Source organism: Actinotalea sp. Marseille-Q4924 (assembly GCF_916618755.1).
Lineage (GTDB): Bacteria > Actinomycetota > Actinomycetes > Actinomycetales > Cellulomonadaceae > Actinotalea.
Genome location: NZ_CAKAKB010000002.1, coordinates 50,765 through 70,382 on the forward strand (window position 1 = coordinate 50,765; position 19,618 = coordinate 70,382).

The 19,618-nt window shown below is 75.0% G+C and carries 16 protein-coding genes; 5 read left to right on the forward strand and 11 right to left on the reverse strand.

What is annotated here, in order from left to right; translation table 11 throughout:
• Positions 1–127: 127 nt before the first annotated feature.
• Entirely contained in the window at positions 128–2,029 is a 1,902-nt protein-coding gene (locus LG379_RS04560) for an alpha-amylase family protein (RefSeq protein ID WP_370634453.1), read from the forward strand.
• A gap of 87 nt (positions 2,030–2,116) precedes the next feature.
• On the opposite strand, the gene LG379_RS04565 is transcribed toward LG379_RS04560, so the two are convergent.
• The 4 genes from LG379_RS04565 to LG379_RS04580 form a co-directional block, all read right to left on the reverse strand.
• Positions 2,117–4,093, reverse strand: a complete 1,977-nt coding sequence (locus LG379_RS04565; protein WP_225753410.1) for an AAA family ATPase — start codon at positions 4,091–4,093, stop codon at positions 2,117–2,119.
• A gap of 129 nt (positions 4,094–4,222) precedes the next feature.
• The gene (locus LG379_RS04570; protein WP_225753411.1) at positions 4,223–4,633 is read right to left on the reverse strand and encodes a PGPGW domain-containing protein; all 411 of its coding nucleotides are present in this window, start codon (positions 4,631–4,633) and stop codon (positions 4,223–4,225) included.
• Positions 4,634–4,725: 92 nt separating this feature from the next.
• Complete coding sequence (locus tag LG379_RS04575; RefSeq protein ID WP_225753412.1) at positions 4,726–5,535, reverse strand: hypothetical protein; 810 nt, start codon at positions 5,533–5,535, stop codon at positions 4,726–4,728.
• Positions 5,532–6,143: a sigma-70 family RNA polymerase sigma factor gene (locus tag LG379_RS04580; RefSeq protein ID WP_225753413.1), complete on the reverse strand. Its 612-nt coding sequence runs from the start codon at positions 6,141–6,143 to the stop codon at positions 5,532–5,534. Before LG379_RS04580 ends, LG379_RS04575 begins: the two co-directional genes overlap by 4 nt.
• A 147-nt stretch (positions 6,144–6,290) precedes the next feature.
• Between LG379_RS04580 and LG379_RS04585 the strand changes: the two genes are divergently transcribed.
• On the forward strand, positions 6,291–7,931 hold the full coding sequence (locus LG379_RS04585; RefSeq protein ID WP_225753414.1) for a gluconokinase: 1,641 nt from the start codon (positions 6,291–6,293) through the stop codon (positions 7,929–7,931).
• On the opposite strand, the gene LG379_RS04590 is transcribed toward LG379_RS04585, so the two are convergent.
• The 3 genes from LG379_RS04590 to LG379_RS04600 are packed head-to-tail and all read right to left on the reverse strand — an operon-like array spanning position 7,888 to position 11,303.
• The gene (locus LG379_RS04590; protein ID WP_225753415.1) at positions 7,888–8,574 is read right to left on the reverse strand and encodes a hypothetical protein; all 687 of its coding nucleotides are present in this window, start codon (positions 8,572–8,574) and stop codon (positions 7,888–7,890) included. The two genes, LG379_RS04585 and LG379_RS04590, sit on opposite strands and share 44 nt — an antisense overlap.
• Entirely contained in the window at positions 8,571–9,212 is a 642-nt protein-coding gene (locus LG379_RS04595) for a DUF5317 domain-containing protein (protein WP_225753416.1), read from the reverse strand. Before LG379_RS04595 ends, LG379_RS04590 begins: the two co-directional genes overlap by 4 nt.
• 57 nt (positions 9,213–9,269) lie before the next feature.
• Positions 9,270–11,303, reverse strand: a complete 2,034-nt coding sequence (locus tag LG379_RS04600; protein WP_225753417.1) for a bifunctional diguanylate cyclase/phosphodiesterase — start codon at positions 11,301–11,303, stop codon at positions 9,270–9,272.
• 519 nt (positions 11,304–11,822) lie between these two features.
• Between LG379_RS04600 and LG379_RS04605 the strand changes: the two genes are divergently transcribed.
• Complete coding sequence (locus LG379_RS04605; RefSeq protein ID WP_225753418.1) at positions 11,823–12,596, forward strand: DUF6544 family protein; 774 nt, start codon at positions 11,823–11,825, stop codon at positions 12,594–12,596.
• A 39-nt stretch (positions 12,597–12,635) separates the two neighbouring features.
• Here LG379_RS04605 and LG379_RS04610 read toward each other — a convergent pair whose 3' ends face one another.
• Both LG379_RS04610 and LG379_RS04615 read right to left on the reverse strand, forming a co-directional pair.
• Complete coding sequence (locus LG379_RS04610; RefSeq protein ID WP_225753419.1) at positions 12,636–13,556, reverse strand: S9 family peptidase; 921 nt, start codon at positions 13,554–13,556, stop codon at positions 12,636–12,638.
• A gap of 44 nt (positions 13,557–13,600) precedes the next feature.
• Positions 13,601–13,960, reverse strand: coding sequence for a hypothetical protein (locus LG379_RS04615; RefSeq protein ID WP_225753420.1), 360 nt, complete (start codon positions 13,958–13,960; stop codon positions 13,601–13,603).
• Between the two features lie 65 nt (positions 13,961–14,025).
• Between LG379_RS04615 and LG379_RS04620 the strand changes: the two genes are divergently transcribed.
• Positions 14,026–14,589, forward strand: coding sequence for a helix-turn-helix domain-containing protein (locus tag LG379_RS04620; protein WP_225753421.1), 564 nt, complete (start codon positions 14,026–14,028; stop codon positions 14,587–14,589).
• Between the two features lie 52 nt (positions 14,590–14,641).
• On the opposite strand, the gene LG379_RS04625 is transcribed toward LG379_RS04620, so the two are convergent.
• The gene (locus LG379_RS04625) at positions 14,642–18,460 is read right to left on the reverse strand and encodes a putative inorganic carbon transporter subunit DabA (RefSeq protein ID WP_225753422.1); all 3,819 of its coding nucleotides are present in this window, start codon (positions 18,458–18,460) and stop codon (positions 14,642–14,644) included.
• A gap of 59 nt (positions 18,461–18,519) precedes the next feature.
• Between LG379_RS04625 and LG379_RS04630 the strand changes: the two genes are divergently transcribed.
• Positions 18,520–18,873, forward strand: coding sequence for a helix-turn-helix domain-containing protein (locus LG379_RS04630; RefSeq protein WP_225753423.1), 354 nt, complete (start codon positions 18,520–18,522; stop codon positions 18,871–18,873).
• Between the two features lie 18 nt (positions 18,874–18,891).
• Here the strand turns inward: LG379_RS04630 and LG379_RS04635 are convergent, their stop codons facing one another.
• Positions 18,892–19,503 carry a TetR family transcriptional regulator gene (locus LG379_RS04635; protein ID WP_225753424.1) on the reverse strand — a complete coding sequence of 204 codons (612 nt, stop codon included), beginning with the start codon at positions 19,501–19,503 and terminating at the stop codon, positions 18,892–18,894.
• Between the last annotated feature and the right edge of the window lie 115 nt (positions 19,504–19,618).

The window sequence follows — 19,618 nt, forward strand, 5'->3', positions numbered from 1 at the left end:
GGGCCGGCTCGCGCGGCCGGTGGCTCATTCTGACGCGCCCGCGCGCAGCGGCGCCCGGCTGACGCGCGATCTTCGTAGGCTGGGCGCCGTGAGCACGCCAGCCGACGCGCACCCCGCCCCCACGAGCTTGACCGCCGCCCTGGCAGCGGCCCGCCGACCGGAGACGACCGACGTCGAGTGGTGCTCCTTCCTCGAGCGGTTCGACCGGGAGTTCCCACGCCTGGAGCGCCTGTTCGTCGAGGTCTACGGCGAGAGCAGCAGGACGCGCCGCGAGCTCGCCGCCCTCGCCGGCCAGCTCGCCTCGAGCTGGCAGGACCGCCCGGAGCCCCTGCGCGGCCTCGACGCGGAGCGCGAGGCGGACCCCCAGTGGTTCCAGTCGAACCGGATGCTGGGCGGCGTCGTCTACGTCGACCGCTACGCCGGGGACCTGGAGGGCGTGCGCGCGAGGATCCCGTACCTCCGCGAGCTCGGGCTGACCTACCTGCACCTCATGCCGCTGTTCGAGGCGCCGGAGGAGAGCTCCGACGGCGGCTACGCGGTGTCCAGCTACCGGGCCGTGAACCCCGCGCTCGGCGACATGGAGCAGCTCACCGCGCTCGCCGACGAGCTGCGGGAGAACGGCATCGCCCTGGTCGTGGACTTCATCTTCAACCACACGTCGGACGAGCACGCGTGGGCCCGGCGCGCGCTCGCGGGGGAGAAGGAGTTCGAGGACTACTACTGGGTGTTCCCCGACCGCACGATGCCCGACGCGTACGAGCGGACCGTGCGCGAGATTTTCCCGGACGACCACCCCGGCTCCTTCGTGCCGATGCCCGACAGCCCGGACGGCACCCGCACCGGCAGATGGATCTGGGCGACGTTCCACACCTTCCAGTGGGACCTCAAATACTCGAACCCCGCCGTGTTCCGGGCGATGGCGGGCGAGATGCTCTTCCTCGCCAACCGCGGCGTGAGCGTGCTGCGGATGGACGCCGTCGCCTTCATCTGGAAGCGGCTGGGGACGGCGTGCGAGTCGCTGCGCGAGGCGCACCTGCTCATCCAGGCGTTCAACGCCGCCCTGCGCATCGCTGCGCCCGCGGTGATCTTCAAGTCGGAGGCGATCGTCCACCCCGACGAGGTCGTCCAGTACATCTCCCCGGACGAGTGCCAGATCTCCTACAACCCGCTCCAGATGGCCCTCATCTGGAACTCGCTCGCCACGCGCGACGGCCGGCTGCTGCAGCAGGCGCTCGAGCGCCGGCACGCGTTGCCGCCGGGGACCGCGTGGGTCAACTACGTCCGCAGCCACGACGACATCGGCTGGACCTTCGCCGACGAGGACGCGGCCGAGCTGGGCATCGACGGCTTCGACCACCGGCGCTTCCTCAACGCCTTCTACGTGGACCGGTTCCCCGGCTCCTTCGCGCGGGGCGTGCCGTTCCAGGACAACCCCCGCACGGGCGACTGCCGGATCGCGGGGACGACGGCGTCGCTGGCCGGCGTCGAGGCCGGCGACCCGGGCGGCGTGGACCGGGTGCTCCTGGCCCACTCGATCATCCTGTCCACGGGCGGCCTGCCCCTGCTGTACCTCGGTGACGAGGTGGGCCAGCTCAACGACTACGGCTACCTCGACGACCCGGCCACCGCGGGTGACAGCCGCTGGGTGAACCGGCCCTGGTACCCCGCCGACCGCTACGCCCAGCGGGACGACCCCGCCACGGACGCAGGCCGGGTCTTCGCGGGCCTGCGCCACCTGCTCGACGTCCGCCGGGCCACGCCCGAGCTGGCGGGGAACATGCTCATCCCCTTCGACGCCAAGAACCCGCACCTGGTCGCCTACCAGCGGCCCGGCCACGACGACGACGGCCGGCCCACCCTCGTGCTGTGCGTCGCGAACGTGTCGGACCACCCGCAGGTCGTCGACCCGTGGACCCTGTCCGGGATGCCCGAGCACGCCGAGGACGTGCTCACCGGCGGCACGCGGAGCCTGCGCGAGGGCCTACCGGTGCCGGCGCACGGCGTGCGCTGGCTGCGCGTCCGCCCCTGACCCGCTCGGGCGGTCGCGCTCAGGCACCGCGGCTCGCGGTCGGGTTCAGGCGGTCGGGCTCAGGCTGTCGGGCTCAGGCGGTCGGGCTCAGGCGGCGGTGACCGTCCGGGCGTCGTCGGCAGCGGTGGCACCGCGGACGCCGCGGGAGCGTGACATCGCGGCGCGCTCGGCCTCCTTGGCCGCCCGGGCCGTCTCGAGCACCTCGGTGATCTGGTCACCGACGAGCTCGTAGCGCTCCAGAAGGGCGTCGCGCAGGGCCTCGACCAGGTGGCGGTTCTCGGCCAGGAGCCACGTGACCCGCTGCCGCGCGTCGTCGAGCACCTTCTCCAGCTGCTTGCGCGCCTCGCCGTCGGAGAGCACGGCGGCGACGACGTCGTGCCCCGTGGCCTGGAACGAGATGAGCGACCCGGTCATGCCCGCGGCGCCGACCATCTGGGCGGCCGTCCGCGTCGCCGCGGCGAGGTCGCTCGCGGGGCCGGTCGAGGTGACGCCGAAGAACAGCTCCTCCGCGACCATCCCACCCATGGCGATCTCGACGAGGGCCTCCAGGTCGCGGGAGGAGTAGGTCCAGACCTCCTCGACGTCGCCGTGGGCGAGGAGGCCGAGGGCCTGCCCTCGCTTGACGATGGTCAGCACCTCGAGCTGCCGGTTCGGGGCCGCGAGCCACGCGACGGTGGCGTGCCCGGCCTCGTGCGTGGCGATGAGCCGCTGCTCCGCGTGGGTGTACGTGACGGGCTGGCCGATGCCCACCATCTCGGTGATGCGGGCGTGCTCCACGTCCTCGAACGACATGCCCTCGGCGCCGCGGCGCAGCGCGTTGACGAGCGCCTCGTCGAGGAGGTGCTCGATCATCACCGGGGTCCAGCCGCTGGTCGCCGCGGCGATGCGGTCGCGCAGACGGTCGTCGTCGAGCTCGTCCTCGTGGGACCGCTTCGCCAGGAAGTGGTCGACGAGCGCCCGGCGTCCGTGCACGTCGGGCGTGGGGAAGGTGAGGATGCGGTCGAACCGTCCGGGGCGCAGGAGCGCCGGGTCGAGCTGGTCGGCCCGGTTCGTGGCGGCGATGAGCAGGATCGGCGCCCGCTCGGGCCGGCTCTGCCGCAGCTGACGGTCCGCCGGCAGCAGGAGGTTGATGCGCGCCAGGACGGCGTTGCGCACCTTGTCCCAGCCGGTCGGCTCGTCGAACGACTGCATCTGCACGAGGAGCTCGTTGACGACGCCGCCCGTGCCCTCGCTGATGACCGCGTTGCGCACCACGCCGCCCTGCACCGCGCCCGTCGTGGACCCGGCCAGGACCGTGCCGCGGACGAGCGCCGCGCCGCGGCCGGACGGGTCCGCGAAGCAGTGCTCGGGGGAGAACGTCGTCGTCGGGAACGCGCTCGCACCGGTGAGGGACCCGCGACCGGACGCCGGCATGCCGCCACGCGCCAGGGCGATGGCGTCGATCTCCTCGATGAACCCGATGGCGCCACCCTCGGCCCGCGCGGCCTTGCGCAGCTCCGTGAAGTAGCGACGGATCTTCTTCGCGGTCGCGCCGTAGTACATCGACTGGAACGACGTCGCCGAGACGAACAGGAACGGCACGCCGGCCTCGGCCGCCATCGCCTTGGCGGTGAGCGTCTTGCCGGTACCCGGGGGACCCTCGAACAGGAGGCCACGTCGCGGCGTGCCGCCCATCTGGTCGGCGAAGCGGCGGTGGGTCTGGAACAGCTCGATGGACCGGCGCACGTCCTCGATGACCGGGTTGATGCCGATGACGTCGTCGAGGGTGACGTCGACCTGCTCGGGGCGGTAGGTGACGTGCGGTGAGCGGGACGCGACGACCTGTGTGCCGAGGACGAGCGCGAGCATCGCGGCGAAGAACACGATGATGACGAGAAGGAACGGGTCGATCGCGGGCAGCGGCGGGACGACCGACCGGCCGAGGAGCGGCATCCCGATGAGGTAGACCTCGACGAGGAGGACGACGGCGGCGAACTTGTAGACGCGGCGGCGCCGGACCCGGTCGCGCTCGAGGGCGATGTCGTGCTGCAGACGACTCGACGGGTTCCTCGACGGGCTCGCCATGGCGCGTCCTTCCTGCGGTGTCCGCCGGCCGGACGTCGGCCGCCAAGGTCATCGTCCGTCGCGGACGAGGACCGGGCAACCGGTGGCGCCGAGATCACACCACGGGGTGACGGATGGCTCAGGAAGGGCTCAGCGGTGCTGCTCGGCCCGCCGCGCGCTCGCCTCGTGCCGGCCGCGGGTGAGGCGCGCGTGGACGACCGTCCCGACGAGGACCAGCCCGCTGCCGATCATGAGGACGGCGGAGGCGAGGTTCATGAACGGGAGGTCCACACCGAGCAGCTGCGCGACGCCGATCCCGACGAGCACGAGGGCGAAGCCGACCGACGCGCCCGCCCGCAGCCGGCTGCGCCGGACCTCCGCGACGCCCTGGCGGGCCTTGTGCTTGGCGTACTCCAGGGGCCGCTCCGCCCAGGCGAACTTCGTCGCGAGGATCGCCAGACCGGCCGCCACGAGCACGAAGCCCGGGCCGGGGAGGACGAGCAGCGCGACGCCGGTGACGAGCAGGGCGAAGCCCGCGACTCCCACCACCACCGTGCTCACGCCGTGCCCTCCCCGCCGATGCGTCCCCGTCGTGGGGCGTGACCATCATTCCCCAGCCGACGGGGTCGCACCCTCCACCGCTGGACGGATCCTCAGTCCGCCAGGGTGACGACCGTGGGTGGACTCGTCACCCGCAGGACGTCGCTGCGGCTCTCCCCGTCGACCTCCTTGAGGTTCACGGGTGCGGTCACGACCAGCTCGAGCGGTCCGTCCAGCGCGCCCTCGGCGCCGGGGCAGGGCGTGAAGGTGTAGGTGCTGGTCATCGTCACCGGCGTGTCGGGCCGGATGTCGACGAGCTGCACGTCCGCCTCGCCCGTGTCCGCCAGCGACACCACCACGCCGTCGCGCAGGAGCACCGCGTCGGCCCACGTCGGGGCGTTCGCCAGGACGTACTGCGACGACGGCGCCGTGAGCGTCGTGGTGAGCTCGGCCGTCCGGCCGAGCGCCGTGCCCTCGGTGACACCGGGGCTCGCCACGAGCAGGTCCCCGGGGCTCGGGGGCGCGTCGACGAGAGCCCCGCACGAGGGGAAGATCGCGTCCGGGTCGGCCACGACGGGCGGCTCGGTCGTGGGCTCCGCGGTCGGTTCCGTGGTCGGCGTCCCGTCGGGCGTGACACCGCCGGTGTCGTCGGGACGCTCGGGCGCCGGCACCGCCGGGGCCGTGGGCGTCGATGCGGGACCGGGACCCGGCCCGGTCTCCCGGCCCAGCTGCGCGACCTGCACGCCCGCCACGGCGACGGCGGCGGCGGCGCCGGTGGCGACGGTCCCGACGGCGACCCGCCGCGCCGCACGCCGACGGCGCACCACGCGGACCATCGTCCGCACGTGGTCGGGGGGAGGGGTGACAGCCGCGGCCTCGTCGGCGCCGAGCTCGCGCAGCGCGCTCCTCAGGTGCGTGGTCATGATCCGCTCCGTCCGGTCGGGGTGGTCCGCGCGGTGGTCGTGCGTCGCCCGGGCGGCGCGGAACCTGACCGGGCGTCGAGGTGGACGTCCACGGCGCCGTCGTCGGTGGACAGGTCCAGGGGACCGAGGGCGCGCTCCAGGGCGTGGACGCCCTCGCTGAGGTACCGCTTCGCGGCGCCGGTGCTGACGCGCAGCGCCTCGCCGATCTGCGGCACGGTGAGGTCCTCGTAGAACCGCAGCACCACGCACGCGCGCTGGCGCGGCGGCAGCAGGTCGAGGGCCGAGCGCAGGTCGAGGCGGTCCGGCGAGGTGCGTTCGGGGCCGGGCTGCGCCCGCGGGGCGTCCTGCGCGACGAGGTGTCGCACGGCCGCCCACCGCCGCCGGCGGCGGAACCCGTCCACGTAGGTGGACAGGATCGCGGACCGGACATAGCCCTCCGCGCGGTGCAGCCCGCCGTCGGCGCTGCCGCGCGAGAACGTCCGCACGAGCGCGTCCTGCACCAGGTCCTCCGCCTCGCGGCGGTCGCCCGTCAGCAGTGCGGCGTACGCGACCAGCGCCCCGTGCCGTTCCCGCACGAGCTGGTCGAGCACGTCTTCCCAGCGAGCCACGCGACCACGTCCTCCCGGCCGTCCCTGTTCCTGCGGTTCTACCCCTTCCTACGGCCGGGGATGCTGAAACGTTGTGCCATCGTCGTTCGTGGTGGCGCGTGTCGTCCTCGGCCGCCCTCCCGAGGCCGGATGGGGGAGGATGCCGACGTGACGCCGACGCCCGACCCGCACACCGGCCCCGATGCACCGACGGCCGCGCGGACGACGCAGCCGGAGCCCGGGCGGGACGTCGTCGTCGGGGTGGACCTCGGGACGACCAGCACGAAGGCGGTCGCGTTCGAGGCGGGCCGGGCGGTCGCCGTCGCGTCCCACGGCTACCCGTTGGACGAGCCGGAGCCCGGGCACGCCGTCCAGGACGCGGGGCTCATCCTCGACGCGGTCCGCGCGGCGGTCCGGGACGTGGTGGCCGAGGTGGGCGCGCAGCGCGTGGCGGGGCTGTCCTTCAGCGCGGCCATGCACAGCCTCCTCGGGCTCGACACCGACGGCGAGCCGCTGACGACCGTCGTGACGTGGGGGGACACCCGTGCCTCCGTCCAGGCGGAGCGCCTGCGCTCGGCCGACGGCGCCCTCGCGCTGCAGGGGCGGACCGGCACGCCGCTGCACCCGATGTCGTGGCTGCCCAAGCTGGTCTGGTTCCGCGAGGCGGACCCCGGGCTGTTCGCCGAGGTGCGGACCTGGGTCGGGATCAAGGAGTACGTGCTGCTGCGGCTGTGCGGGTCCCTCGCGGTCGACCACTCGATCGCGTCCGCGACGGGGCTGCTGGACCTCGCCGCCCTGGACTGGGACGCCCAGGCGCTGGAGCTGGCGGGCATCACCGCGGACCGGCTGCCGCCGCTCGTCCCCACGACGACGGTCCTCCCGGCCCTCCTCCCGCAGGAGGCGGCCGGGATCGGGCTGCCGACGGCGACACCCGTCGTCGTCGGTGCCGCCGACGGACCCCTCGCGAACCTCGGCGTCGGCGCCGTGGTGCCCGGTGTCGCGGCGTGCTCGGTCGGGACGAGCGGGGCGCTGCGCGTCCTGGTGGACCGGCCCGTCGTCGACCCGCAGGGACGGGTGTTCTGCTACGCCCTCACGCCGGGGCGGTGGGTCGTCGGCGGGGCGATCAACAACGGCGGCGTCGTCCTGCAGTGGGCCGGGGACGCCCTCGCACCGGACCTCGGCGAGGACGCCGAGGAGGAGATCACGGCGCTCGCGGCGGAGGTCCCGGCGGGGTCCGGCGGGCTCGTCATGCTGCCGTACCTGCTCGGTGAGCGGGCCCCGCACTGGAGCACCGTGCCGCGGGGCGCGTACGTCGGCCTCACCCGTGCCCACGGGCGCGCCCACCTGCTGCGCGCGGCGCTGGAGGGGGTGTGCCTGCAGCTGGCCGTCGTCCTGGACTCGCTGCGGGAGTCAGGGCTGGAGGTGACCGAGGTCCGGGCGACGGGCGGCGCGATGCGCAGCCCCCTGTGGCGCCAGGTTCTGGCGGACGCCTTCGGGATGCGCATCGACCTCATGGCGAGCGAGGAGGGGTCGGCCTTCGGCGCGGCGGTCCTGGGGATGGAGGCGCTCGGGATGATCGAGACGATCGACGTCGCGCCGGAGCTGCTCGAGATGGGCGAGTCGGTCGAGCCGGAGCCGGAGGCCGCCGAGGTCTACGCGAGGCTCCGTCCGGTGTTCGCCGGCCTGTACCACGCGTTGGAGCCGGCCTTCGTGCAGCTCCGGGAGCTCGCCCTGCCGCTGGAGCACAACCGGCCGATCGCGCCGGTCACGCCCGACCCGACGCCGCCGGACGCGACCCGCGAGCCCTGACGCCGCCGAGCGCGGGCGCGAGGACGACGAGCGCCGCCGCGGAGAGCACGTGCCAGGCGGCGTGGCCCTGCCACACGCTCGCCGGGTCGCACAGCGGTCCACCGGCGCGCGAGAGCGTCCCGACGAGGCCGCCCAGCGCGAGAAGTCCGACGGCGACCAGCGCCCGTGCCCGGACGGCAGGCTCCGCGCGGGCACGCAGGAGCGTGACGACGACGGCGACCCCGGCGACGACGGCCTGGGCCGCGTCGGCGGGTCGCGGCACGAGCAGGATCGCCGGCACGAGCAGGGCCGTGGGCGCCACCCACCACCACCAGCGGCGAGGACGGCTGCGCAGCGCCGCGACGCCGTCGGCGGCGACGAGGCAGAGGGTCGCGGCGAGCGGGAGGTCGTGGGCCAGGTCGGACCAGGCCGGGTCTGGGCCGTGCTGGACGAAGGAGCCCACACCGATCCCGGCGACGAGGGCGGCGAACGGGGCGACCTCACGCGGGCGGACCGCGCCCGGGCCGACACCGCGGCGGCGCGCCTGGCCGAGGACCACGACCGCGGCGACCACGTAGGCCGCGCTGCTGACCGCGGAGACGGGCTCCTGCAGGAAGCCCGCGGCGAGGAGCTCGCAGCCGGGCCCGGCCGGCCGGGGCGTCACGGGCGTCGGCGGGCGGGATCCGGGTCCGCGGCATCCGGCCGGGCGGGCCCGGGTTCGGCGGTCTCGAGCTCCGCGGGTCCGGGTCCGTCGGGCCCGGGCGCTCCCGGCTCGGGCTCCGCCGACCGTCCCAGCCGACGCGTGGACGTCCAGGCGGCGATGACCACGCCGAGGAGGATGAGGACGTCACCGACGCTGAACGTGTTCGCCAGCGGCAGCGGCGCCGGCCACGCGAAGACGTCGCCCAGCCAGGGCAGCACCGGGTCCGCGACGACGGCGGAGTTCGCGAAGTCGCCGGACTCGACCCGACCGGTCGCCGCGACGGCGTCCGGGTCGGCGGGCAGCACGCCGCCGTTCAGGGCGATGGTGAGGCCGTTGGACGCGGCGCCCGCCCCGACGACGAGCGCGCCGGGGACCCGGCGGTTGAGCCACAGGAAGGCCAGGGCGGCGAGGTAGGTGAGGCTGTGCCCGACCCGCGCGACGCCGTCGGGCAGGGGCGCCTCTAGGATGACCGCCTGCAGGAGGAGCGTCGCCCAGACCAGCAGGGGCAGGCGCCACCGGTGCAGGAGGAGCCCGGCGGGCCACCGGCCGACGACGAGCGGCGACAGCAGCGCGAGCAGGCACGCGGCGAGGAGCAGCATCGGGACCTTCCCACTCGGGCGGCGCCGACGTCGCCCGGGGCGTCGTCGGCCGTCGGGTCAGTCTCTCGCGGACCGGGCGGTCGGGACCGACGCCACGGTGTCCTCCGCGTCCAGGCGTTCGAGGATCGCCTCGGGGGTCGTCGGGCGGCCGAGGTGGTAGCCCTGCCCGACGTGGCAGCCCATCCCGTGCAGCGTCTGGGCGGTTCCCTCGTCCTCGATCCCCTCGGCGACCACCCGGAGGCCGAGGTCGCGGGCGAGCGCGATGGTCGAGCGGACGATGACGAAGTCGTGGTGGTCGTTGCCCATGTCGCTGACGAACGAGCGGTCGATCTTCAGCTCGTCGATCTCCAGGCGCTTGAGGTAGTTGAGGGACGCGTGCCCGGTGCCGTAGTCGTCCACCGCGATCGCGACCCCGGTCTCCCGCAGCGCTGCGATGACGGCGTCGACCCGGGCGGGGTCGGAGAGGATGCCCGTCTCCGTGACCTCGAGGATGAGCGCGGAGGCGGGCACGTCGTGGCGGGCGAGCGCCTCGCGGACGGAGCGGGGGAGGGCCAGGTCCGACAGGTGGCGTGCCGAGAGGTTCACGGCGAGGAGGACGTCGTGGCCGCGGGTGCGCCACTCCGCCAGGGAGCTCAGTGCGCCGTCGAGCACGTACGTGGTGAGCTCACCGATGAGCCCGGAGTTCTCCGCGAGGGGGATGAAGTCGTCCGGCGGCACGAAGCCGCGGGTGGGGTGGTTCCAGCGCACGAGGGCCTCGACGCCGACGGTGCGGCGCGTGGTGAGGTCGACCTGCGGCTGGTACGCGACGGCGAGCTGGTCGGTGTCCAGGGCGGTCCGCAGGTCGGCGAGCAGCTGGAGCCGGTCGACGGTGTTGACGTCGAACTCGGGGGAGAAGGCGCTGATCCGGTCCCGCTCGAGCTTGGCGTGGTACAGCGCGATGTCAGCGTTCTTCATGAGCGTCTCGGCGTCGGTGCCGTGCGCGGGGGCGACCGCGACGCCGGCGCTCGCGCGGACCAGGAGCTCGAGCTCACCGATCCGCATGGGCTGCTCGAGCGAGTCGAGCAGCGCCTGCGCGACCGCGAGCGTCTCCTCGAGGTCGCCGTCCACGACCACGGCGAACTCGTCGCCACCGAGTCGGCTGGCGTCACGGTCGTCGTCCAGCGCGGTCCGAAGCCGGTCCGCGACCTGCCGGAGCAGTCGGTCACCGACCGGGTGACCCAAGGTGTCGTTGATGTCCTTGAAGTGGTCGAGGTCGAGGAGGACGAGGCCTGGCCCGGTTCCCCTGTCGTCCGCGGTCGCATCGAGGGCGTGACCCAGTCGGCTGAGGAGACGATCACGGTTGCCCAGGGAGGTGAGCGAGTCGTGTGTCGCCTGGAACGCGTTGCGCACGCTCGCCGCGGCGGTCAGGTACACCGCGACGACGGGAGGGCCCAGGAGGACGAGGAGAGGAACACCGAACTCCGACACGACAGCCGCGACGCCACCGATGCACAGCAGGACGATGTGCGTGGCGAGGACGAAGGCGCCGTCCTCCCGGAGGATCGCGATGATCCTCTGTCGGGCGGCGAGGGCGACGACGATCGCCACGAGGAGTCTGTTCGTGACGATCATCGCGCCGCCGGCGACGAGGAGGTGGCCCACCTCGCCCATGGTGACCACGACGTGCGGGTGGAAGAACGGCACGCCGGCCAGCGTCGTGAAGACCCATGCGCCGACGACCACGCTGATGGAGTACTGGGCCGTGTTGAAGGCCGACTTGTGCGCGGGGCGTCTGTTCAGCACATCGTCCGCGATGCTGGCAGCCGCCTGCACGACGGCAGCGACGCCCACGCCGCCCACAGCGAGCAGCGCGAGGATGAAGGGCGCCGACGTGGAGATCGTCTCGACCGTGACCTCGCCACGGGAGATCGGAAGAGGTCGTGCCTCACCGACGACAGCGGCGACAGCAAGGAATGCGATGGGCAGCGTTGCCGTCGCGGTGAGTGCGGACCACTCGGCGCGCAGGACGACGAAGACCAGGAACGCCAACCCGACGACGCAGATGACCGCGACGTAGGGGATGAGCAGAGAGGGCGGGGCCGAGCGTCTCACGCGGCCCCGCCTTCCGGAGAGTGGTGCTTCAGAACCACTTATGCCCTGCGCCGACGGCCGCGGCGACTGCCACCAGCGTCGCTGCGCTGACCGACATCCGAGCGATGGTGCTGTCCTTAGCTGCGCGCCACTTGTCCATGATCGTTAGCCCTCTCGGTCCAGGCGTTCGTCGGCCCGGCGGGCCGTCCCCTGCCACCTCTCCGAGCTGACCCGGAGCGGTGCGATCGCCATCAGTGGTGAAGTCGGCCGGCAGGGCGCGGCCGTGAGGTGATCCTCGCGGGTTTCGCCCGTCCGGTCTACGACTTCCGCGCGGTTCGGGTGAAGTTCACACGGGCAAAACGGACAAGATCACCCGAAAGGGCGCCGACAATGGCTTTCACCCTTGTCAGGCCACGTCACGCATGGTTTACACCGCTTCGACACGTTCTCCGACGGGGCGCGGGAGACGCATTTTCCCCGGCCCGTGGGAAGGGACCGAGGTCCCTTTTCAGACGCCCTCCACGGCGCGACCGTGGCCCCGTGACAGCGCTCCTCGACGAGGTCCCGCGTGCCCTCCGTGCCGACTGGCGGCGGGTGCTGGGCGCGCCCGCCGGGCGGGACGTGCAGTTCGACCCCGCCATGACGGACGGGCTGCCGGCTGCGGTCGAACGGTGGATGCACCATGCCCTCCGGCCCGGCGTGGTGCTGCACCGGTCCGTCGTCATGCGTCAGCACGGCGAGATCCGCCTGCGCGGGCGGTGGTGGCCGTTCCGGTCGGTCCAGGCGCTCGACCCGTTCCGCGGGTACGTGTGGCCGGTGCGCACGAGGGTCCTCGGGCTCCCGCTCGTCGGGCACGACGCGCTCGTCGGTGACCGCGCAGCCATGCGTCACCGTCTGCTGGGTCTCGTCCCCGTGGTCGACGCGACGGGGCCCGACCTCGCCCGCAGCGCCGTCGCGCGTGCCGCGAGCGAGATCTGCTTCGTGCCCGCTGCCGCGCTCGACCCGCGCGTCAGCTGGTCCGCCCTGTCCGACGACGAGGCGGTCGGTGCGGTCGAGCTGCTCGGTCACCGGCACGAGCTCACGGTGCGGGTCGACGGCGAGGGCCGGCTGCTGCGCGGCACCATGCCGCGGTGGGCGAGCGTGGACGGCGGGCCGTGGCAGCTCCACCCCTTCGGGGCGGTCTGCGAGGAGGAGTGGACGGTCGACGGCGTGACGGTCCCGCGCGTGGTCGTCGCGGGCTACGGCCCCGGGGAGTCGTTCCACACCGACGGCGCCTTCATCCGGCTCGTCGTCGACGACGCCCGGTACGCCTGACGTCCGCCCGCGCCGTCCGCGCCGCCCGTCGAACACCGGTCAGGCCCGCACGAGGGCGCCCGCCCACGAGGTGACGGCCTCCAGCACCCGCGGGTCGACCGGGCGCCGGGCGTCCTTGCGGTACGTCGCGAGGGTCGGTGCGCCGGGCCGGCTCCGCAGGATGTGGCTGACGTCGTCGACGAGGACCGTCCGGACCGGACCCGCCACCGTCGCCGCGATCACCTCCAGGTCGTGCGGCGGCGCCTGGAGGTCCTTGGCGCCGGTGACGGCGAGGACCGGTGCCGTGACGCGGGCGAGGTCGGTGCGCGGGTCGTGGGCCATGAACTCCCGGTGCCACCTCGCGTTGATCCGTCGCCCGCCGAGCCGGGCGACGTCCGTCGTCGTGGCGCGCACGCGGTCGTGGTTCTTGGCGACCTGCCGGACCAGGTCCGTCCGGAACAACCGGAGGAGCAGGCGCACCGGCGCCGGCAGCGTCGGCGCGATCCGCGCGGCCTGCCACCTCAGCAGCTCCTCGCCGGGCGTGGCGGACGCGCTGATCAGCGCCACGCCGGTGAGGTCGTCCGATCCGGCCGCCACCATCGACGCGACGATCGCACCCTCGCTGTGACCGACGAGCAGGACCCGGTCCGGGCGGACCTCCGGGCGTGCCCGCAGGGCCGCGAGGGCGGCGCGGGCGTCGTCGGCGAGGTCGGTCAGCCCGGAGGCGAGAAAGCTGCCGGTGCTCTCACCGACGCCCCGCTTGTCGTACCGCAGCGTGACGAGGCCTGCCGCACCGAGGGCCCCGGCGACCTCGCGGGTGATCCCGAGGCGCAGCTGCCGCGCGTCGGAGTCCCGGTCGACCGGTCCGGAACCGGGCAGCACGAGCGCCGCCGGGAAGGGTCCGTCGCCGTCGGGCACGGTGAGGGTGCCGACGAGGGTCTCGCCGGCGGAGCGGAAGCGGACGGCGGTTGTGGAGGTCACGGTCTCTCCTGGGGAGGGCGAGGCGACGGCGGTGGGCGGGCCGGTCAGCGGAGCGATCCGGCGGCGGACCGGATCGCGTCGGCGACGGTCTGGGCGTCGTCGACGCCCAGGAGCAGCTCCGACCATCGCTGGCCCTCGAGCTCGACGCGGACGGCGGGACGGCGCCCGCGGACGGTGACGAGGGCACGCCGGCCTCGGCCGCGCCAGGTGCCGACCAGGCGGATCCCGGGCAGGCCGAGTCCCGGTGCCCGCAGCCCGCGTGCTGCTGCGGCGCCGTCGGGGACGACCTCCACGGTGCGCACGGCGGAGAGCGGGACGTCGGCGTCCCGGAGCAGCCCGAGGAGCTTCTCGGACCGGCTGAGGCGGACGGTGAGTAGGTCGGTGGTGAGCTGCACGGTGGCCATGAGCGCAACTGTTCTCGAAATTGAGAATGTTGTCAACCATGAGACAGCGACGTAGGGTGGCGGACATGCCGATGAGCGCCGTGGACGTGGTCCTGCACCCGGTGCGCCTCCGCATCGCGCAGGCGTTCCTCGGCGGACGGGCGCTGACGACCTCGGCGCTGCGCGAGGAGCTCGCCGACGTGCCGACCGCGACCCTGTACCGGCAGGTGGCGGTCCTGGTAGAGGGCGGCGTGCTCGAGGTCGCCGCGGAGCACCGCGTGCGCGGCGCCGTCGAACGCACCTACCGCCTGCAGGAGGGTGCGGCCTACGTCGACGCCGCGGCCGCCGCAGACATGACCGTCGAGCAGCACCGCCAGGCCTTCCTCGTCTTCACCCTCGGGCTTCTCGGCGACGCCGACCGCTACCTCGCCGCCGGCGACGTCGACCCGGTGCGCGACGGCGTGGGGTACCGGACACACGCGGTGCACCTCTCGGACGCGGAGCTCGAGGAGATGGTCCAGGAGCTCCGGGACGTGCTGCTCCCACGGTTCGCCCACGAGCCCGCACCGGGACGACGGCGCCGCCTGTTCAGCACGGTCCTGCTCCCCGCGGACCCGGGCCCCGCGACGACCGGGGCCGACGCGACCTGATCGCGCCGGCCCGGTCCGCCCCCCGGCCCGTCCGCCTCCCGGCCCGTGGCGGTCAGCCGCGCACGGCGTCGGCGAACCGCCCGTCGTGGTCCTCGTCCCCGCGGCGCACGGCCTCGGGCACCCACCCGGTCGCGGTGCGCCGCAGGGCTGCGCCGTCGCGCGGGTCGAGGGCCACGAGGTGCACCCACCCGCCGGTCACCAGACTCGCGACGTGCGCGTGCCGGCCCAGCACCGCGTCGATCGCCTGCGGCTCGGCCGCGACGACCGCGAGCAGGCGGACGGGGTCGTGGACCGCGACCCCGCCGTGCCGGACCGACTGCTCCGCCAGGCCCGTGAGGAGGTCACCGCTCGGACCGGCCAGGACGCCCAGCGCGCCGACCGGGTTGTGCGCCGTCTTCGTGCCCGAGCCCAGGTGCTGCGGGTCGGCCGCGGAGAAGAGGTACTGCGCGTTGATCCAGTGCGCGACCACGAGCGGTGCGGTGAGGATCGACTCCAGCAGGGCGCCGTCGGGATCCGCGGCAGCGTCGTACTCGTGCAGGAACGACCGGCCGCCCAGGTCCACCCGGCGGGTCAGGTCCCGCGGTGCCGCGATGAAGAACGCGTTGCCCGCGAGGCCCCACTCGTGCCGCACCTCGCTGCCGTCCAGCGCCCGACGGCGCACGTGCCGCGCTGCGCGCTCCGGCGTCACCAGCCCGCTCGGCGCGCCGGGCAGGCGCGTGGTCCGCTCGGCTGCCGTCCGCGCCCCGGCGCTCGCCAGGGCGGCGACCAGGCCGGCGGTGTCGGGGGCGGGCCGCCCGGCGTGGACGCGGACGGTGTCGAGTGCCGTGTCGTGCTCGGCTGCCACGACCACGGTGTCCTCCGGCAGGGCGAGGCCCTCCTGCTCCAGCCGCCGGCGCACGGCGGGCGCGTTGAGGGTCGCGGCCGCGAGCCGCGCGTTGAACGCGCCGCGGCTGCCGCCGCACGCCCCGCAGTCGAACGCGGCCTCGGCAGGGTTGTTCGTCGAGGTGCTCCCGTGCCCGACGAGGACGACGACGGGCGCGGTCCGCGGACCGTGCAGTCCCGTCGCCCGCACGAGGCCCACGGCGGCGTCGACCAGCCCGGGCCACGCCTCGCCGTCGGCCACGAGCTCCCCGACCGGCACGTCGGGCACCGCGCGCGCTGACGGCACCAGGGTGAGCGCCACGGTGACGGCACCCTTGATCGCGGCGACGTCGACCGCGGCGAACCCGCCGCCCGGCGCGTCCAGCGCCCCCCGCAGCGCGCGGAGCAGCAGCGCGCCCACGCCGGGCTCCACGACGACGTCCTCCCGGACGCTCGCCGTGGGCGCGACGAGCACGGGCAGGCGGTCGGCGGCACGAGCGGCGTGGCCCGTGCCGCACGTGCGCCGGACGGCGAACCCGAAGAAGCCGGCGAAGCCGACCGTCCGGACGTCGGCGACCGCCTCGAGGTGGCGCCGCAGCGGCTCGCTGCGGACGTCGATGCAGAACACGAGGTCCGCCGACGCGCGCGCGCCCGGCCCACGGCCCACGCCGCTCAGCGCGGCGCCGTCCGCGTCCAGCACCTCCAGCAGGCCCGCGCGGAGCGCGGCTTCGTGCTCGTCGAGCGACGCGAGGGCGGCGGCCACCAGGTCGTCGTCGGGGGTCCGGACGGCCCGCGCCTCCGCCGCCGGGGCGTCACGGCCCACGTGCCCGGCCGGCACCGTGCGGTCGACGGCGGTGCGGGGGTCCGGCAGCGCGCCCGTCACGGCGAGCGTGGCGACGGCCCGCACGGCGAGGAGGTCCACGAGCGCGGTGCTGTCCAGCGCCGCGGCGGTCGTGCCGCGCCGGCCGAGGAACCCGGCCCAGCCGGGCAGCCGGAGCAGGGCCGTGCGTGCCCACGGCGTGAGGTCGACGTCAGCGCCCGGCGCGCGGAGTGCGCCGAGCAGGTCGGCGGCCGCGCCCGGGAGCGCGCTCCGGACCGTCTCGGCGTCGGCGCCGGCGGGCACCGCGCCGGCACGCACCAGGGCGCGGCGCAGCGACGGCTCGTGGACCGCGACCTCCCGGAACCACGCCCACAGGTCGCGGTCGCGGGAAGGAGTGGGCCACGGCGTGTCGCCGGTGTCCGTCCATGCCGCGAGCCAGGAGCTCAGCAGGGCGTCGACGACGTCGAGACCGTCCGTGGCCCGCGGGTCGTCGGCCGCGCTCGACGGCGAGCGTTCGAGCCCCGGCACGGGCGTCCGCCCGCGAGCCGCCGCAGCACGGACGGCGGCGGCGAAGCCACGCTCCGCATCGGGCAGCAACGGGTTCGTCGCGACGAACTGCTGCCACCCCCACGAGGGCGGGACGGCCTGCGCGGCGGCGTGGACCTGCGCGGACACGCGGTCGTCGGCGGATGAGCGGCGGGCGCGCTCCAGCAGCGCGCTCGCGGTGGCGGGCGCAGCCCCGTCGGTCGTCGCCGGCGCGTCGGGGAGCGTCTCGCCCGCCGTCCCTCGGCGGGCGGGGGAGGGGACGCGCGGGACGACCGGGTCGGCCTGGCGGTGCAGCACCGCCCACAGCGGCACGGGTCGTGCGGAGCGCACCCAGGCACCGGCGACCCCCATGAGGAGGACGACGCCCGCCGCCGCCCAGGCGAGCGGCCCGTCCGCCTCGAGCGGCAGGCCCAGCACGTCGGCCAGGAGCCGGACGCCGGCGAGCGTCGGCGCGAGCGCCGCGACGCCGAGCGCACCGGCTGCCAGGCGGGTAGGGAGCGGCGCCCGGAGCGCGAGCAGCCCGTGGCCGCCGGCCGCGGCCGCGACGAGGACCGCCGCGGCCGTGAGCGGGTGGCCCAGGCCGCCGTCGGCGGCGACGAGGACCGCGCCCGCGGTGAGCCCGACGACGGCGCCGAGGGCGCGGGTGCGGTGCGTCGTCGTCGGCGCGGGGTCGCGGCGGGCACGCGAGATCTGGTCGCCCGCCGCGAGGAACGCGGTGGCCTTGTAGGCGCCGTGCAGGACGAGGTGCAGCACCGCGGCGGCGTGCGCGCCGACGGCGAGCAGCGTGAGCATGAAGCCCATCTGGGCTGTCGTCGACCAGGCGAGGCGGGTCTTGGCGTCCGCCCGGACGAGCAGGCGCGGGAAGGTCACGACGGCGGTGGCAAGCCCCACCGCGGCCAGCACCGCAGCGAGGGCGCCGTCGCCCCAGACGGGGTGGAGCTGGAGCAGGAGCACGACCGGTGCGTTGACGACGCCGGCGTGCAGGAGGCCGGAGACGGGTGCGGGCGCCACGACGCTGAGGGGCACCCAGCGGGCGAAGGGGAGCAGGCCGGCGCGCGCGGCCGCGGTGACCAGCAGCGCCCCACCGGCGACCACGAGGACCGGCGAGTCGGTGCCCTCGGCCCAGGCGACGACGGCCGGCAGGGAGGTGCTGCCCGCCGACGTCGCGAGCAGGGCGACGGCGACGACGAGGGCTCCGTCCCCGACGGCACGGCTGCGACGCAGGGCCGCGACGGCCCGCGCCGACGCCGCGGCCCCGGCGCCGTCGTGGTGCCCGACGAGCGGGGTGAGGGCGACCCCGGTGAGGACCCAGGCGGCCACGAGGACGAGCAGGTCCTGCGTGGTGACGGCGAGGACGGCCGACCCGGCGGTGAGGAGGAGGAGCCGGTCGTAGCGGGACCGTGCGGGGTCTCCGTCGAGGTGCCGCAGGGAGAAGCGGGTGAGCACGAGGGCGAGCAGCGCGGTGAGGACCGCGACGGCGGCCCGGTACGGCTCGAGCGCTCCCAGTGCCGCGACGGACACGGCAGCGGCGACGGCCACGACCGCCGCGCCGACGGCGGTGCGGCCGCGGGCCGTCGGGAGCGCGGCGGCGAGGAGGAGGACGGCGGCGGGCAGCCCGGCGAGGAGCGCGTCGATCGATTCCATAGCAGAAGGCAAACACATGAAATCAACTGCATGCGACAGGGTTCCGTAGAGTGGGACGCGTGCGGACCGAGGGCGGGGCGACCACGAGGACGTGGACGTTCCTGACGAACCATGCGCGCGTGCTCATCGCCGTCGCGCGGGACCCGCAGGCGCGGGTTCGGGACCTCAGTGCCCTCGTGGGCATCACGGAGCGCGCGACCCAGGGGATCCTCGCGGACCTCGAGAAGGCCGGGTTCGTCACCCGTACCCGGGTCGGTCGGCGCAACGAGTACTCCGTGCACCCGGACCTGGAGTTCCGTCACCCGCGCGAGGCGGGGCACGACGTCGGCGAGCTGCTCGCCCTCTTCGTGGAGCCCAGCGCCAGCGGGGAGCCGGATCCGGCCGGCGTGGAGCCGGGCGTGCGGGAGCCCTGAGCCGGCGCCCGGACAGCGTCAGGGCGGCGTGAGGCCCCGGGCCAGCGCGTCGAACACGTCGGTGATCACCTCGACCAGGCCCGGGCCGGCGTCGACGGCGCCCCAGTGCCGCGTCGCGGTGCGGACGGCGGCGGTCGCGGCCGCCACGACCAGTGCGGGGTACGGGTCGGCCGGCGGGGAGCCGACGCGCTCGGCGACCGCCTCCGCCAGCACGCGCTCGAGCTCCGCGGTCGCGCCCATGAGAGCGGGCAGGAGGCTCGGGTTCCGGTCGATGACGAGCAGCCGCAGGCTCCACATCTCCCGGTCGAACCGGAAGCCGTCGGCGTAGTCGAGGAACACCGCACGGAGCGCCTCCAGCGGCTCCTCGTCCGGCGGGCGGGCGACGAGGTCCTCGCGCAGGAACGCCACCAGCGCCGGGTCGTTCCCGACGAGGGCCTCCTCCTTGGACGCGAAGTAGTTGAAGAACGTGCGCGGCGACACGTCGGCGGCGGCGGCGACGTCCTCCGCGGTCACCGCGTCCAGCCCGCGCTCGGCGACGAGCGTCAGGGCGGCCATGCGGAGCGCGTGGCGCGTGAGGCGCTTCTTGCGCTCGCGCAGTCCCTCGCGCTCGGTGTCCACGTCGGGCGTCACGGGCCCAGCGTAGAGCGGGAATGACTGCGCACGCTGCGAAGTTGCAGACTCTGCATGTTTTACTGGCACCCGGGTGCAGCGACGGACCGCCGCGCCCCGCCCACGGACGACGACG

What these genes read in the sequence shown, in the direction of transcription:
- LG379_RS04595 (WP_225753416.1), bottom strand. Translation starts at nt 9,212, where the DNA reads ATGCTGCTCCTCGCCGCGTGCCTGCTCGCGCTGCTGTCGCCGCTCGTC.
- LG379_RS04575 (WP_225753412.1), bottom strand. Translation starts at nt 5,535, where the DNA reads ATGACCACGCACCTGAGGAGCGCGCTGCGCGAGCTCGGCGCCGACGAG.
- LG379_RS04620 (WP_225753421.1), top strand. Translation starts at nt 14,026, where the DNA reads ATGCCGATGAGCGCCGTGGACGTGGTCCTGCACCCGGTGCGCCTCCGC.
- LG379_RS04615 (WP_225753420.1), bottom strand. Translation starts at nt 13,960, where the DNA reads ATGGCCACCGTGCAGCTCACCACCGACCTACTCACCGTCCGCCTCAGC.
- LG379_RS04625 (WP_225753422.1), bottom strand. Translation starts at nt 18,460, where the DNA reads ATGGAATCGATCGACGCGCTCCTCGCCGGGCTGCCCGCCGCCGTCCTC.
- LG379_RS04565 (WP_225753410.1), bottom strand. Translation starts at nt 4,093, where the DNA reads ATGGCGAGCCCGTCGAGGAACCCGTCGAGTCGTCTGCAGCACGACATC.